This window comes from Verticiella alkaliphila (assembly GCF_018904615.1).
GTDB lineage: Bacteria > Pseudomonadota > Gammaproteobacteria > Burkholderiales > Burkholderiaceae_B > Verticiella > Verticiella alkaliphila.
Map to the genome: position 1 here is coordinate 20255 of NZ_JADCNH010000024.1, position 15186 is coordinate 35440.

The window sequence follows — 15186 nt, forward strand, 5'->3', positions numbered from 1 at the left end:
GCCCATGCCCGACAGTAGGTCAGACCGTTTCGCCGCCCACCGGCGCGTCCTGGGCGCGCGCAGCGTCCTTGCGCTGACGCGCACGCCCCAGCGCGTCCACGCCACGCTGGATGCCCCAGGCGGCCACGATCAGCCCGACAGCCGCGGCAACGACGATCGCGATCGACAGCGCATCCGGGTCTTCCATCGCACGCGCGAGCTGGTGCGCGAAGCTCACCGTGAGCACGATCCCCGGCGCCATGCCCAGGAACGTGCCCACGAGATAATCCCGCAGACTGATGTGCGAAGCGCCTGCCATCACGTTCACCAGGCTGAAGGGCGCCACGGGAAGCACACGCAGCACCACCATGGCAAGAATGCCCTGGCTGGCGATGCGCTCGCTCAGCGCGTTGATGCGCGGGCCTGCCAGGCGTCGTACGGTGTCTCGTCCGAGCAGCCGGCCCACGCCATAGGTGACGAGCGCACTCAGCATGGTGCCTGCAAGCGCATACCAGCCTCCCTGCCAGGCGCCGAACACGAGCCCGGACGCGGCAATGAGCACCGTGATCGGCATGGCGATGAGGCCACCCAGCACGTAACACCCCACCACCGCCAATGCCGCATAGGGCAGCGCCTTCAGGGCATATCCAAGGCTCATCAGAAAGCCCAGGCTCAGATAATCGCTGAGCGGCGTCCAACGCCACAGCCCCATCACCAGCACCAGGGCCAGCACGAGGCCGACGAGCACCGCGCGGCGACGCGCCCTGGGCGCGGCCACGTCCGACATGAACTGGTCGATCAGGCGCTCTGGCGCCACCGGCCGCTCGCTGTCGAGCCACACGCCCGGCCCGACCAGGGCATCGTCCTCGACAGAGGCCTGCGGCGTGAAGGGCGCCAGCGTTTTGGCGTCCGGGTCGGCCGTGATGATGGCTTGGGCAATGCCGTCCTGGGCCGTTGCCGTTGCCACCTCAGCAGCCGTCTGACCCAGCCGTGCGCCGACCAATTCGGCGCGCAGATGTGCGAGCGCGGCCCGCACGTCGTCGCGGCCATTCGCCGCCACCACCACCTGACATTCCGTATCAAGGATGAACGACCGATTGTTGACGTTGGCCGACCCGATGCAGATCAGCTCGTCATCGACCAGCAGCAGCTTGTTGCGCACGCTGCTCGTGCCATCTGCGGGGGCGGTCACCGGGGCAAAAACCTGGAAACGCCCAGCCCCGTCGGCCTCTCCGATCTCGGCACAGGCGCGGGCGCGCAGCACCTGCATGGCGCGTTCATCGAGCCAGCCCGTCGCATCGCGCTGCGTGACGAGGACCACCTCGGGAGGTGCGGGCTCCCGCATCCGTTGCGTGAGCGCGCCCGCCAGGGCCTGCGCCGTGAAATAGGCATTTTCGAGATAGAGCGAATGACGCGCGTGGCTCACGGCGTCGAGATAGAGTTGCCGGATCTCGCCCACGCCCGGCCGGCCACCATAGGCCGGCGCGGTCCGGGCAATCCCGACGGTGACGTCGCGCACCGTCGGCGCCAGGCTGGGTGGCCAGGGATGGGCGGCGTCGCTCGCGGGCGTGCGCGAGAGGCGGGCCACGGGCCGGCCGGCAGACGCTTGCCAGCGCTCGCGGGCGAGTTCGCCCATCCAGGCCGCCGCACCGCCATCGAAGACAACTTGAAGATTGCGCTCGCCCGGGGCATCGGCAGGTGCCGGCCGGGCATCGCCCTGCCGGGTGTCACGGGCGAGATCCAGGCCGCCGACGAACGCAAGCGCGTCGTCCACGACCACAAAGTTCTGATGATGCGCGCCGCCGGCGGGGTGACGGGCATCGAGTCGATGCACGAGCCGGCGATGGTCAGGCCAGGCCTGGCGATACACCGGCGGCCACTGCCGCTGCGCGGAATACAGCATGGAAAAATCCCAGGCGAGCACATAGACGCGCAAGCCCGGGACCGCGTGCAACCGGGCCAGCAACAGATCGCCCAGCGCGGCGGCTGGTGCGGAGCCGTTGGCCGGCAGACGCGTGCGGGAATCCACGTGCCATCCGACGATGAACACCGTCTTGCGCGCTGCCTCCAGCGCCTCGCGCAGAGCCAGCGCCTGGGCCTGTGCCCCGGCAGCAAAGGCCAGACGCGTACACGCGCCCGTCCGCCAGCAATTGCGACCGGGCACGAGCAAGGGCTCGGTGACGAGAGCGTCCTGTTCGGGACGCACCGACGGTGTGGTTGTCATGATGCACGGGGCTCTCGCCCTCAGTCTCCGGCGCCTTCCACGCGCAGGCCGACCTTCAGGGCCACCTGCCAGTGCGCGATCTTGCCGTCCTTCAGATGGCCGCGGGTTTCCGTCACTTCGAACCAGTCGAGGTTCTTCAGCGTCTGCGACGCACGCTCCAGGGCGTTCTTGATGGCCTCGTCCGAGGACACCGGGGACGAGCCCACCAGCTCGATCTTCTTGTAGACGTGTTCACTCATGATGCGCACTCCTTGGGTTTCATGGTTCGGCGCGGGGCATCGAGCAGGAAGCGTGCCCGCGCGGGAACACGCGTTGCTTGGTTCTCGCCCGTTGAGGCGGCGCCGTCGCGCGCCTCCGTTATCTCAGGAACCCGTCATGCCCGACTCTCGCTCCCCGACCGAAGACCGCCACCACAATCCCGGCATGACGCCCGCCGATCCGCGCAGCGATCCGGAAGAAAAGCTCGGCCGCCGGCCCGATGCGGCCACGCTTGCCGAGGAAGCTCGCCTGCAAAAAAGCGGCGCTGCCGCCCGAAGCAGCGAGCGCAACGCCAACCTCCCCTCCCCCTCCGATCCCGCGCGCGAAAACGCCCGAGACCCAGACGCAGAACACCGTCTGCCGGGTAAATGAGCAGCAGTGCTGTTACCAGAGACGACAGGACGCCGGAGCGGCCGGGGTTAGAATCGACCCTTTGCCCGCTCCGTCGCCATGTGGTTCAAGAACCTGCAGATCTATCGCCTTGCCAACCCGTTCGACAAGGATCCCGCCAAGCTGGAGGACGCGCTCGCGCCGCTCGCGTTCGTGCCGGGCAATTCGCTCGAACCCCTTCGCCATGGCTGGGTGCCGCCCCGTGAGAACGGGCCGCTGGTGCACTCGGTGGGCGGGCACTTCCTGATTGCCCACCGCGCCGAGAAGAAGCTGCTGCCGGCGTCGGTCATCAACCAGTTCGCCAAGGCCAAGGCCCAGGAAATCGAAGAGCAGCAGGGCTTCAAGCCCGGCCGCAAGCAGATGAAGGAAATCAAGGAACAGGTCACGGACGAGCTGATGCCTCGCGCCTTCAGCATCTGGCGTGACACCCGCATCTGGATCGATCCCGTGGGCGGCCTGCTCGTCATCGACGCCAGTGGCTCGGCCAAGTGCGACGAAGTCATGCAATTGCTCAACAAATCCGTGGACCGTCTGGGCGCCCGCCCGGTGCAGACCGAGCTGTCGCCCGTGAGCGCCATGACTTCCTGGCTGGCCGCTGACGAAGCCCCTGCTGGCTTCACGGTGGACGAAGACACGGAACTGCGCTCGACCGCCCAAAGCAAGGCGACCGTGCGCTACGTGCGCCAGGCTGTCGATGCCGAAGACGTCCAACGCCACATCGCCTCGGGCAAGCAGTGCACGCGTCTTGCGCTCACTTGGTCCGATCGCGTTTCGTTCGTGCTCTCGGAGAACCTGGGCATCAAGCGCGTTGCCGCGCTCGACGTGCTCAAGGAGAACACGGATTCTGGCGCCACCGACGAGGCCGAACGCTTCGACGCGGACTTCGCGCTGATGACGGGCGAACTCACCCGGATGCTCCAGGATGTGTTCGACGCCCTGGGCGGCGAGAAGAAGGAAGCGCTGGCGGCCTAAGGCCAGCGGCGCCAGCCCGTGCTGCGGGCAGGCGCACGCCCTGCCCGGCCTTGCCGGGTCAAGGTCACGGCACCCGCAGCACCTGGCCGTCGGCCACGACGGCCAGCACATGCCCAGGCCGGGAGCGCACCACGTGCGCACCGGTGAAATCCCCGAACGCGGGCAGCACCATCCCGGCCGGACCGATGTCGAAGCACGGCAGGCGCAGCCTCTCGCGGCCTGGTCCAACGAGCACGGTGGCGGGGTGCACATGCCCCGCCAACGAAAAAGCGCCTGCGACCGCTTGCGGGTGATGGCACAGGGCGAAGGGGCCGCAGGCGAAGGGCTCATCCACCAACGTCATTCCAAGGCTCTGCGGCGGATCTCCGGCCCGATCATCGTGGTTGCCCCGCACCAGCGTGATGGCGAGCTCGGCATGGCGCGCCCGCCAGTCGTGCAAGGCCGTCATCGCAGGCGCCTCATGCGCATGCCGCGAGTGCAGCAAGTCGCCCAGGACAACCAGGTGTCGCGCGCCGGTGCGGCGCACGGCCATGTCCAGCCGGTGCAGGGTGGAGGCCGTCGTCCCGCTGGGGACAGGCTGGCCCAGTGCCCGGAAGGCCGCGGCCTTGCCCAGATGCACGTCTGCCACGAGCAGCGTTTGCTGCGCGGGCCAGTACAGGGCCGGATCCGCCAACAGATGCAGGCGCTCGCCCGCACAGTGATGGAGCAACCCGGTGGTGTGACCGGCGACAGGCGCCGCGCCTTCCGGTGGCGCGACGCCCGGGACGCCGGCCTGCCCTGTCGGCACGTCGTGGGAAGCTCGCAAGGGAGGCACGCTCGCCGGCACAGCGTCGCGGCTCATGGCCGCCCCCGCAGACGGGGCCGCCCGCTGCGACGCGGCGCGCGCGGCGGACGGTGAGCAGGTTCGTCCAAGGCCATCCGGATGTCCCCAGCGTCCGTGGGCGCGGCCGGCGCGACGGGCACGCCGTCCGCTGCGGCTTCCATGCTGGCCAGCAGGCGCGCGATGCGGTCGGCCAGCTTTTCCGTGGACAGGCGCTCGCGAAAGCGCTCGACCATCAAGGGAAAGGCAAACGGCGACGGGTGCGAAAGCGCGACGATCTCACGCCGGTGCGCCCGCACGGCGGCGACGGTATGGGTCAGCCGCCCGATATCGAGTTCCTGGGAGAGCACCTCAGCCTCGGCCTGCCCGAGTAGCAGATTGCCTGCGTCATGGCGGCGGAACACCTCATAGAAGAGGCTGGAGGACGCCTGCAGTTGGCGACTGGACTTGCGCGCATCGCCAGGCCCCTGGAAGACGAGTCCTGCCACCCGCGCGATCTCGCGAAAGCGTCGCTGGGCGAGTTCACCCGCGTTCAGGCTGGCGAGCACGTCCGCGAGCATGTCAGTCTCGTCATCCAGAGCGGCAGTAAGCATGCGGCCCCAGTCCACCTCGGTGGCGGACAGCAGTTCCAGCCCGTAGTCGTTGACTGCGATCGAGAACGTGGCCGCCTGCTGCTGGCCGATGCGCCACGCGAGCAGACTGCCCAAGCCCAAGTGCGCATGCCGGCCCGCAAAGGGATACAGAAAGGCGTGCCAGCCCTCACGCGAGCGCAAGGTCTCCACGAGCAGCATGCCCGCTTCGGGGATACGGGAAAAGCGGGCCTGCACGTCCAGCAAGGGACCGACAGCCTGCATCTCCGGCCCCTCGCGCCGACCGGCGGCGGCATCGGTGAGCCGCGCGACCAGCGCGTCGGCCAGTTCGCCCGACAATGGCATGCGGCCGCCATTCCAGCGGGGTACCGCGGCGCGCCCGCCCGTGGCGCGGCGCACGTAGGCCGTCATGTCCTGGATCCGGACGAGTTCGAGCAACCGTCCGCCGAAGAGAAAGCAGTCGCCCGGGGCGAGCCGTGCCACGAACCCCTCCTCCACGGACCCCAACGGTGCGCCTCCCCCGCTGCGGCTCCACCAGCGCACGACCATGCTCGCATCGCTCACGATGGTGCCGATGTTCTGTCGATGCCGCCGTGCCAGCCTGGCGTCCGGCACCCGCCAGACGCCATCCTCGTCCGGGACGACGCGCCGGTAGTCCGGATAGGCGCCGAGAGACGGTCCGCCGTGGGCCACGAACCCTAGGCACCAATGCCATTCCTCGTCCGTCAGGTGACGGAAGCTATATGCCAGGCGCACCTCGTCGCGCAGGGCCTCGGGCGTGAAGCCGCCGCCCAGCGCCACCGTGACCAGGTGCTGGACGAGCACGTCCAGCGGCTTGGCAGGTGGCGGGCGGGCCTCGACCCGCCCCGCCTGGATGGCATCTCGCACGGCAGCGGCCTCGACGAGTTCCAGGCTGTGCGTGGGCACCAGCGTGACCCGTGACGCACGGCCCGGCGCATGGCCCGAGCGCCCCGCCCGTTGCAGCAGGCGCGCCACGCCCTTGGCCGAGCCGATCTGCAGCACGCGCGCCACGGGCAGGAAATCCACGCCCAGGTCCAGGCTGGACGTGCATACCACCGCCTTGAGCTCCCCGCTCTTCAAGCCCCGCTCCACCCAATCGCGCACATCGCGGTCCAGCGAGCCGTGATGCAGCGCGATGAGCCCTGCCCAGTCCGGCCGGGCCTCAAGCAAGGCCTGATACCAGAGCTCCGATTGCGAGCGCGTATTGGTGAAGACGAGCGTGGAGGGGCTCGCTTCCAGTTCTGCCACCACCTGGGGCAGCATGCGCATGCCGAGGTGCCCGGCCCAGGGAAAGCGCTCCGGTCGCGCGGGAATCAGCGTGTCCACCGTGAGCGTCTTCTCACGCGGCCCGCGTACCAGCACGGCCTGGGGCGAGCCTGCGGTGAGCGTGGCCAGGGCCTCGTCGACATTGCCCAGCGTGGCGGACAAGCCCCACACGATGAGCCCGGGATGCCAGTGCCGCAGGCGGGCCAAGGCGAGCTGCACCTGCACGCCGCGCTTGTTGCCGAGCAGCTCGTGCCATTCGTCGACGATGACGACCCGAACGCCGGACAGACTGGCACGCGCGTCGGCCCGGGCGAGCAGCAGGGAGAGGCTTTCCGGGGTGGTGACCAGGGCGCTGGGCAGACGCCGCGCCTGCGCGGCTCGCTGCGCACTGCCGGTGTCGCCCGTGCGGCTGGCGAGATTCCAGGCCGGCGCGAGCGCGGGCAGCGGCTCGCGCAGGGCGCGCTCGGTATCGGCGGCCAGCGCCCGCATGGGGGTGATCCACAGCACCCGCAGCGGCTCCGCCTTGGCGGCACTGCGGCGCGCCGGCAAGGCCGAGGCCGTCGGATCCGCGAGCACTGCCAGCGCGCCCAGCCACACGGCGTAGGTCTTGCCCGCCCCGGTGTCAGCGTGCAGCAGGCCGCTGGCACCCTTGGCCATGGCCGACCAGACCTCACGCTGAAACGGAGCTGGCGTCCAGTCACGCGCGGCGAACCAGGCGGCGAGCGCGGCTGGGGTGCGTGCCCGGCGCGGCGCAGTTCTGCGCCGCGCAGCAGGTTCGTTCGTGGCTGTCGATGCCGCCCCGTCGCTCATTCAGCCACCAGCGCATTCAACTGATCCAGGGTGTCGGCCTCCGCAATGGGCTTGTCCAGACGCCAGCGCAGCATACGCGGAAACCGCACGGCGACTCCGCTCTTGTGGCGTGTGCTGCGGGCGATGCCCTCGAAGCCGAGCTCGAACACGAGCGTGGGCTCCAGGCTTCGTACGGGACCGAACTTTTCCTTGGTCGTCTTGCGCACGATCGCATCGACCTTGCGGATCTCCGCATCGGTCAGGCCGGAATACGCCTTGGCAAAGGGCACGAGGTTGCGGCCCTCCTGACCGGGCGGCCCATCCCACACGGCGAAGGTGTAATCGGTATAGAGATTGGCGCGCCGCCCGGAACCGGGCTGCGCATAGAGCAAGACGGCGTCGACCGTGATGGGATCGATCTTCCACTTCCACCAGACGCCCACGTCGCGCGTGCGGCCAACGCCGTAATGCGCGTTGCGTGCTTTCAGCATCAAGCCCTCCACGCCGCGCCCCCGGGATTCCTCACGCCGCACAGCGAGCGCATCCCAGGTGTCCTCGTGCAGCCTGGGAGACAACTGCAGCCCGGGATGATCCATCTGCGCCACCAGGCGCTCCAGCGCCGCGCGCCGCTCGTGCTGAGGCCGGCTGCGCCAGTCTTCGCCCTCGGTCTCGAGCAGGTCATACGCGAGCAGCACCACCGGCTGCTCCTTCAGCAACCGGGCGGAGACCGTCTTGCGGCCCAGCCGGCGCTGCAGCCGCGCGAACGACTGCACAGCGCCCTCCTCCCACACCAGGATCTCGCCATCCACCACCGTGCCATACGGCAACCGCTCAGCCATCGCCGCGAGCTCCGGGAAGCGGTCGGTGACGAGTTCCTCGCCGCGCGACCACACCCAGCCCCGGCCATCCCGCTGAACCACCTGGGCGCGGATGCCGTCCCACTTCCACTCGACGAGCCAGTCCTCCGGGGTGCCCAACTGTTCGCCGAACTGCGATAGCGGCAGCTGGAGCGGATGGGCCAGGAAGAACGGGTACGGCTGCCCGGCGTCACGCCCGGTCGCTGCGGCCTCCTCGGCCGATACGAGGGCGGCAAAGCCGTCTGCCGTGGGCGTGGCACTGCGATCCGTGTAACCGATGAGACGCTGCGCAATACGTTTGGCGTCCACGCCCGCCACCGCCGCGAGCGCCCGCGTCACCAGCAACTTGGACACGCCCACCCGCATGGCGCCGGTGATGAGCTTGGCAAAGACGAACCGACCCGCCGTGTCGAGTTGCGCAAAGCCCTCTCGCAACCGCTCGTGCAGGATCTCGGGCGGCAGGCCTCGCAAGGGCAGGAGTCGGTGTTCCATCCAATGGGCCAGGCCCTCGCTGTCCGTGCGCTCGGTGCCCGGCAGCAGCAGCGCGATGGTCTCGGCCAGATCGCCCACGGCGTGATAGCTCTCCTCGAAGAGCCACTCGGGGATCCCGGCTTCGGTCTGTGCGAAGGCGCGCAACACCCGCGTGGGCACGATCTGGCGCGGCTTGCCGCCCGCCAGGAAGTACACCGCCCAGGCCGCGTCCTCGGCAGGTGCACTGCCGAAGTAGGCCTCGAGCGCCGCACGCTTGGCATTGGTCGAGGTGGTCGCATCCAGCGCGGCGTACAGATCCGCGAACGCGTTCATGCCGAAGCCTCCCGATCGCTGGCCGGCGCATCCTCCGTGGTCTCGGGCGCCTCAGCCTCACGCTCGGGCGCGCCGCCCGCCTCGGGCAGCCCGTTCTCGTCGTCCTCATCGCCGTAGGCCGTCTGGAACGTGCGCGCGTCGAGCCCTTGCTCCTGGAGCCAGCGCTGCATGACCGCCGTGCTCCCATGCGTGACGTACACCCGCTCGGCCGCGGTGGCCGCGATGGCTTCCTGCAAGCCTGGCCAATCGGCGTGATCCGACATGACGAAGCCGCGGTCCACGCCCCGGCGCCGGCGCGCGCCGCGCACATGCATCCATCCGCTCGCAAAGGCATCGGCATGCTCGCCGAAGCGGCGCATCCAGGTGGTGCCGCGCGCGGACGGCGGTGCCAGTACCAGCGCCTGACGTAGTTCAGCGGGCTCGGCCCGGGTGGCGTTCGGGGCCTCGGGCAAGGCCACGCCCGCAGCACGGTACGCGGCGTTCAAGGGCTCCATGGCGCCATGGCACATGATCGGTCCGATCGCCGTGTCCAGCCCATGCAGGATGCGTTGCGCCTTGCCCAGGGAATAGCAGAACACCACGCTCGCGCGCTGCAGGGCGGCGTTGTCCGCCCACCAGGCGTTGATGTCGGCCATCAGCGCGGCCTGCGGCATCCACCGGTAGATCGGCAGTCCGAATGTCGATTCTGTAATGAAGGTGTGGCAGCGTACGGGTTCGAACGGCGTGCAGGTGCCGTCCGCTTCGGTCTTGTAGTCCCCGGAGGCCACCCAGACCTCGCCGCGGTGTTCGACGCGCACCTGGGCAGAGCCCAGCACGTGACCGGCCGGATGCAGACTGATCGTGACCCCGTTGACGGTGATCGGTTCGCCGTAGTCGAGCGTGCGCAGATGGATCTCGCCCAGGCGCGAGCGCAACAGGCCCTCTCCCGGTGCTGCTGCCAGATAGCTGCCCGAGCCCGTCCGGGCGTGATCTCCGTGCGCGTGCGTGATCACGGCCCGAGGCACCGGGCGCCAGGGGTCGATGTAGAAATCCCCGGGCGGGCAATACAGCCCTTCCGGTCGCGCAGTGATGAGGTCCATGGGCCACTGTCCAGCAAGCTTGACATGTTCTACCCGAGCAACGGCCGTGCCGCCTCGAACAAAGGAAGTTGGCATGCGAATTGCAAGGGTACTTCCCGACGACAGCTCCCCCCGCCTGCGGGTAATCCCGACAAGCCAAATTTACCGACCCGGAAATTTTGGCGTCTGAACCTGACGACCAGGGGAGCTGACCAGGTCCGGTGTCCACCGGATCCACCGCACCAAACCCTGAATTGCCCCAACCTTGCCCGCTCTGCGCGCCAACCGACGCGCGACCCTGAAGGGAGTATTACCTTGCTGCTCAACGTTCTCGTCGTCGCCTCCGAAGCGCTTCCCCTGGCCAAGACTGGCGGTCTTGGTGATGCCGTCAGTGGCATGGCTCGGGCCATGCGCGAGGCGGGTGTCGAAGTCACCCTGCTCCTGCCGGCCTACCGCGGCGCGCAGCGCCAGCTGGTCGATGTGAAGACCGTCGGCGAGATCGATGACATCCCGGGTGGACAGGCCAGCCTGGTCACGGGCCGCATTCCCCAGTTCGACCTGCCGGTGATCCTGCTGCGCAACGACGCGCTGTACGACCGTGACGGTACGCTGTATCTGGACGCCGAGGGCCGCGAACACGCAGACAACGGCGTGCGCTTTGCTGCCCTGGCACACGCTGCCACGCGTATTGCCGCCGGTCGCACGCCGCTGCCGGTGCCGCACGTGGTCCACGCCAATGACTGGCATGCCGGTCTGGTGCCGCTCCTGATGCACGCCGCCGGCATCCGACGCGTGAAGAGCGTCATCACGATCCACAACCTGGCGTTCCAGGGCGTGTTCCCGATGGCCGACGCCGAAGCGCTCGGCATCCCGCGCACCTACTGCACGCCGGACGGCTGCGAATACTGGGGCAACATCAGCTTCATGAAGGCCGGCCTGCGCTTCGCGGACCGCATCACCGCCGTGAGCCGCACGTACGCCCGCGAGATCCTGACGCCCGCCTTCGGCATGGGGCTGGAAGGTCTGCTCTATGAGCGGCGCGGCGATCTGGTGGCGATCCCGAACGGCTTCGATGCCGATATCTGGAACCCGTCGCTGGACGCCTTCCTGCCCGACACCTATTCGGTCATGGATCTGCAGGGCAAAGCCACCTGCAAGCGCGAGCTCCAGGAAACCTTCGGCCTGATCGCTGATCCGCAAGCCAGCCTCATCGTGTCGGGCAGCCGCCTCACCAGCCAGAAGATGGGCGACGTGGCCGTGCAAGCCCTGCCCGCCGTGCTCGACGCCAACCCGTCGGTGCAAGTGGCCGTGCTCGGTTGCGGCGATCACGCCATCGAAGAATGGATGCGCGGCCTGATGGCGCGCTACCCTGGCCGCGTGTCGGTACAGATCGGCTACGACGAGCGTCGCGCTCACCTGCTGCACGCAGGCGGGGACATCCTCCTGCACGGCAGCCGCTTCGAGCCCTTCGGCCTGACGCCGATCTACGCCATGCGCTACGGTACGCTGCCGATCTGCTCGCGCGTGGGTGGGCTGGCCGACACGGTGAAGGATCCGGGCAAGGCCGCCAGCCAGGCCGCCATGGCCACGGCCACGGGCGTGCTCTTCGACGGTGAAACCGCGGCTGACATGATCGACGCCATCGAACGCGCCCTGCGTCTGCGTGCGCAGCCCGTGCTGTGGCGCGCCATGCAGAAGAACGCCATGACGGCGAACCACAGCTGGGAAGTGCCGGCGCGTCACTACATGGAGCTCTTCCGTGAGCTGTCGCCGCGCACCGTCACCGTGCCGCGCACCATCACCGCGCCGGTACAACCGACCCAGCCGCGCCTGCCGGTGCCCGCCCTGGATCCGGCCGACGCGCTGCCCGCGCTCGCCGCCCGTCGTCGCGCACCTGCCGGCGTCGGCCGAGGTGGCGCCCAGCTCGGCCTGGGCGTGGCCGCGCCCGCCTCTGCCTGACTTCGACTGACACACGCTATCGCATAAGGATCCGCCCATGCCCCGTCGCAGCGCCCGGCCCCGTCTCTATCACGTCGCGCCGCGACACACACCGAGCCTGGCGCAGCCACCGGGCGATGGGGCCTGGGCCAGTGTGCTCGAGCGCGCAGAGTCGCTCGGGTTCGATCACATCCTGCTCGGTTCGGTCTGGCAGTCTGCGCCGGCCGACCCCTGCGCGGCCGATGATCCGGACGCCGTCCTGCCCGTACTCGGTGGCGGCACCACTGCCGACTATGTCGCCACCCTGGCCGAGGCGGCCAGGCGCGATGGCCTGGGTGTGTGGATGGATGTCGCGATCTCGCATGCCGCCCTCGAGGGTGCACTGCATCGCGCCCACCCCGACTGGTTCGACGGCCAGGCGCCCGAGAGCGCGGCCCTCGATCCACGCCGCGATCCCCAGGAACGCCGCGCCGTCCCCGTCGTCGTGCGGCACGGACACGCGGGCGTCGGCTTCGTCGCCTATTGGCAGGACTGGTTCTCCCGCATGGCGGCGGCAGGTGCCACCGGCTTTCGCGTGCTCCTGCCACACGGCGTGCCCGGTGCGGATTGGCAAGCGCTGATCGACGGCGTGCGCGCCAACCATCCCGACATCGTCTTCAGCGCGTGGACGCCAGGGCTGTGGCCCACCCACCTCGACGACCTCGCGCAGGCCGGGTTCGATGCGGTGTACAGCTCGCTGCCCTGGTGGAATCTCGCGGACGACTGGTACATCGGTGAGCACGAGCGCCTCGTGCGCGTTGGTGCCGTGATCGCACCGGTTGCCAACCCCGAATCCGCTCAGCCAACGGCGCCCGCCGCCGTGCTCCGCGCCCTGCGCAGCGCCGCCGAACTGGCCGACGGCGTGCTGTTGCCTCACGCTGCGGACCCCATCGACGCGGGCGGCGCCGAGGTCGCCGCAGGCATTGCCAAGGCCAACCTGGCGCTGGCACGCCGTGCGCCTGGCCAGGTTCGCCAGCTGCGCCGGCTCACGGGCGACACGGCCGCCGTCACGCTGATCCATCGCAAGGACGTCACCGGCGACACGCTGGTCGCGATCAATCCGAGTCTGGACGAGAGCCGGCCCCTCGATTGGACGCTTGCCCGCTCACGGCTGGCCAAGGCCGTGCCCGAAGCGGCGGCGCAACGCCAGCCCGAGTTGCCGGCTGCGGGCGTTGTGGCCATCAGCCTGGCGCCTGCCTCGCCGGTCGTCACGATCCGCAAGCGTGTCGGGCACGCACGGCAGCGCGAGGCACTGGAGCAGGCCATGGCCCTGCCCCGCGTCATCATCCAGGACGTCATGCCCAGCACGCCTGACGAAACGCACCTCATCAAGCGCGTCGTGGGAGAGCCCGTGACCGTGCGCGCCAACATCTTCATGGACGGCCATGACGTGCTGGCCGCCCAGGTGCTCTGGCGCTCGGTGGACGACGACAGCTGGGAAGCCGTACCCATGCGCGCGCTGGGCAACGACGCGTGGACGGCCACTTTCTCGCCGCAACGCGTGGGTCGTCATGAATTCACGGTGCAAGCCTGGCGCGACGTGTTCGGCACGTATCGCAGCGAGCTCGCCAAGAAACACGCAGCCGGTGTGGACGTTCACCTCGAAGTGATCGAAGGCCGCCAGCTGCTGGCATCGGCTGGCGTCTCCGTCCCGGATGACGTCGATGCCGACACGCTGCTGGGCGAGGCGGTGGCGCAAGCCATGGCCCGGGCCGACGTGCGTGAATTCGAGGCCCGCTGGCCCGTGGCGCAGGCCTTGTCCGTGGAGCGGCGCGCGGCGCGCTTTGCCAGCTGGTACGAGCTATTCCCGCGCTCGCAAAGCGGCGACCCTTCGCGGCACGGCACCTTCCACGACGTCATCGGTCGCCTGCCCTACGTGCGCGACATGGGCTTTGACGTGCTGTACTTCCCGCCGATCCACCCGATCGGCCGCAAGAACCGCAAGGGCCGCAACAACAGCCTGACCGCCCTCGACGGCGATCCGGGCAGCCCGTACGCCATCGGCGCAGAGGAAGGTGGGCACGATGCCCTGCATCCCGAACTCGGCACGCTGGAGGATTTCCGCGCGCTGGTGAAGGCCGCGCGCGAGCACGATCTGGAGCTTGCGCTCGACTTCGCCATCCAGTGCTCGCCGGACCACCCCTGGCTGCGCGATCACCCCGACTGGTTCGCCTGGCGCGCGGATGGCTCCATGCGCTATGCGGAGAATCCCCCCAAAAAGTACGAAGACATCGTCAACGTCGACTTCTACGGCACACCGGCCAAGCGGGGCCGCTCGCGCGGCAACGGCGGCCTGTGGCTTGCCTTGCGTGACGTCGTCCTGTTCTGGTGCAACGAAGGCGTGCGCACGTTCCGCGTGGACAACCCGCACACCAAGCCGCTGCCCTTCTGGCAATGGATGATCGCGGAAGTCCAGGCGCGCTCTCCGGATGCGATCTTCCTGTCCGAGGCCTTCACCCGACCCAACATGATGTATCGCCTCGCCAAGATCGGCTTCTCGCAGTCCTACACCTACTTCACCTGGCGCGACACCAAGGCCGAGATGGCGGAGTACCTGACTGAAGTCGGCAATCCGCCGGTGAGCGACATCTTCCGGCCGAATTTCTTCGTCAACACGCCCGACATCAACCCGCGCTTTCTGCAGCGCTCGGGCCGTCCCGGGTTCCTCATCCGGGCCGCCCTCGCGACCACGCTGTCGGGCCTCTGGGGCATGTACAGCGGCTTCGAGCTGTGCGAGGGCACGCCCGTGCCGGGCAAGGAGGAATACCTGGATTCGGAGAAGTACGAGATCCGGGCCTGGGATTGGGACCGCCCGGGGCACATCCGCGGCGAGATCGCCCAGTTGAACCGCATCCGCCGCGCCAATCCGGCGCTGCACAGCCACACGGGGGTGCAGTTCCACCCGGCGTCCGGCGATCACCTCCTCTTCTTCTCCAAGCGCACGCCCGAGGGCGACAACGTGCTGCTGATCGCCATCAACATGGACCCCACCCAGCCGCAGACGGCCAACGTGGAGCTGCCGATGTGGCTGCTGGGCCTGCCCGACGATGGCACGTTGCATGCGGAGGACCTGCTCCACGGTGATCGCTTCGCCTGGCACGGCAAGCACCAGCAGGTCACGTTGTCGAACGAAGCCCCGTACGCCATCTGGCGCGTGCGCGCCTAGCGCATCGCGCCTCGA

At 69.1% G+C, this 15186-nt stretch carries 10 protein-coding genes; 4 read left to right on the plus strand and 6 right to left on the minus strand.

What is annotated here, in order from left to right:
- Positions 1-19: 19 nt before the first annotated feature.
- Positions 20-2203: a VTT domain-containing protein gene (locus IMZ29_RS15145; RefSeq protein ID WP_216185603.1), complete on the minus strand. Its 2184-nt coding sequence runs from the start codon at positions 2201-2203 to the stop codon at positions 20-22.
- A 20-nt stretch (positions 2204-2223) separates the two neighbouring features.
- Positions 2224-2442 (minus strand): dodecin, encoded by a 219-nt coding sequence (locus IMZ29_RS15150; RefSeq protein WP_216185605.1) that lies wholly within the window; start codon positions 2440-2442, stop codon positions 2224-2226.
- Positions 2443-2578: 136 nt separating this feature from the next.
- On the opposite strand from IMZ29_RS15150, the gene IMZ29_RS15155 reads away from it, so the two are divergent.
- Together IMZ29_RS15155 and IMZ29_RS15160 are read left to right on the plus strand one after the other, a co-directional pair.
- Positions 2579-2833 (plus strand): hypothetical protein, encoded by a 255-nt coding sequence (locus IMZ29_RS15155; RefSeq protein ID WP_216185607.1) that lies wholly within the window; start codon positions 2579-2581, stop codon positions 2831-2833.
- Positions 2834-2911: 78 nt separating this feature from the next.
- Entirely contained in the window at positions 2912-3823 is a 912-nt protein-coding gene (locus IMZ29_RS15160) for a recombination-associated protein RdgC (protein ID WP_216185609.1), read from the plus strand.
- 64 nt (positions 3824-3887) lie between these two features.
- Here IMZ29_RS15160 and pdeM read toward each other — a convergent pair whose 3' ends face one another.
- Genes pdeM through IMZ29_RS15180 form a run of 4 tightly spaced genes read right to left on the minus strand, consistent with a single transcriptional unit; the run spans position 3888 to position 10049 of the window.
- On the minus strand, positions 3888-4664 hold the full coding sequence (gene pdeM, locus IMZ29_RS15165; protein WP_216185612.1) for a ligase-associated DNA damage response endonuclease PdeM: 777 nt from the start codon (positions 4662-4664) through the stop codon (positions 3888-3890).
- On the minus strand, positions 4661-7330 hold the full coding sequence (locus IMZ29_RS15170) for a ligase-associated DNA damage response DEXH box helicase (protein WP_216185614.1): 2670 nt from the start codon (positions 7328-7330) through the stop codon (positions 4661-4663). The genes pdeM and IMZ29_RS15170 overlap by 4 nt, the downstream gene beginning before the upstream one ends.
- Positions 7327-8970, minus strand: a complete 1644-nt coding sequence (locus tag IMZ29_RS15175; RefSeq protein WP_216185616.1) for an ATP-dependent DNA ligase — start codon at positions 8968-8970, stop codon at positions 7327-7329. The genes IMZ29_RS15170 and IMZ29_RS15175 overlap by 4 nt, the downstream gene beginning before the upstream one ends.
- The gene (locus IMZ29_RS15180) at positions 8967-10049 is read right to left on the minus strand and encodes a ligase-associated DNA damage response exonuclease (RefSeq protein ID WP_216185618.1); all 1083 of its coding nucleotides are present in this window, start codon (positions 10047-10049) and stop codon (positions 8967-8969) included. Before IMZ29_RS15180 ends, IMZ29_RS15175 begins: the two co-directional genes overlap by 4 nt.
- 294 nt (positions 10050-10343) lie before the next feature.
- On the opposite strand from IMZ29_RS15180, the gene glgA reads away from it, so the two are divergent.
- Together glgA and IMZ29_RS15190 are read left to right on the plus strand one after the other, a co-directional pair.
- A complete protein-coding gene (gene glgA, locus IMZ29_RS15185; protein ID WP_253207158.1) occupies positions 10344-11987 on the plus strand; it encodes a glycogen synthase GlgA in 1644 nt (547 codons plus the stop codon).
- A 37-nt stretch (positions 11988-12024) separates the two neighbouring features.
- Positions 12025-15171 carry a maltotransferase domain-containing protein gene (locus tag IMZ29_RS15190; protein WP_216185622.1) on the plus strand — a complete coding sequence of 1049 codons (3147 nt, stop codon included), beginning with the start codon at positions 12025-12027 and terminating at the stop codon, positions 15169-15171.
- Positions 15172-15186: the final 15 nt, after the last annotated feature.

Bases quoted from the DNA above. Each gene is read 5' to 3' on its own strand.
- pdeM (WP_216185612.1), bottom strand. From the start codon at position 4,664: ATGAGCCGCGACGCTGTGCCGGCGAGCGTGCCTCCCTTGCGAGCTTCC.
- IMZ29_RS15175 (WP_216185616.1), bottom strand. From the start codon at position 8,970: ATGAACGCGTTCGCGGATCTGTACGCCGCGCTGGATGCGACCACCTCG.
- IMZ29_RS15150 (WP_216185605.1), bottom strand. From the start codon at position 2,442: ATGAGTGAACACGTCTACAAGAAGATCGAGCTGGTGGGCTCGTCCCCG.
- IMZ29_RS15160 (WP_216185609.1), top strand. From the start codon at position 2,912: ATGTGGTTCAAGAACCTGCAGATCTATCGCCTTGCCAACCCGTTCGAC.
- IMZ29_RS15180 (WP_216185618.1), bottom strand. From the start codon at position 10,049: ATGGACCTCATCACTGCGCGACCGGAAGGGCTGTATTGCCCGCCCGGG.
- IMZ29_RS15145 (WP_216185603.1), bottom strand. From the start codon at position 2,203: ATGACAACCACACCGTCGGTGCGTCCCGAACAGGACGCTCTCGTCACC.
- IMZ29_RS15155 (WP_216185607.1), top strand. From the start codon at position 2,579: ATGCCCGACTCTCGCTCCCCGACCGAAGACCGCCACCACAATCCCGGC.
- IMZ29_RS15170 (WP_216185614.1), bottom strand. From the start codon at position 7,330: ATGAGCGACGGGGCGGCATCGACAGCCACGAACGAACCTGCTGCGCGG.
- IMZ29_RS15190 (WP_216185622.1), top strand. From the start codon at position 12,025: ATGCCCCGTCGCAGCGCCCGGCCCCGTCTCTATCACGTCGCGCCGCGA.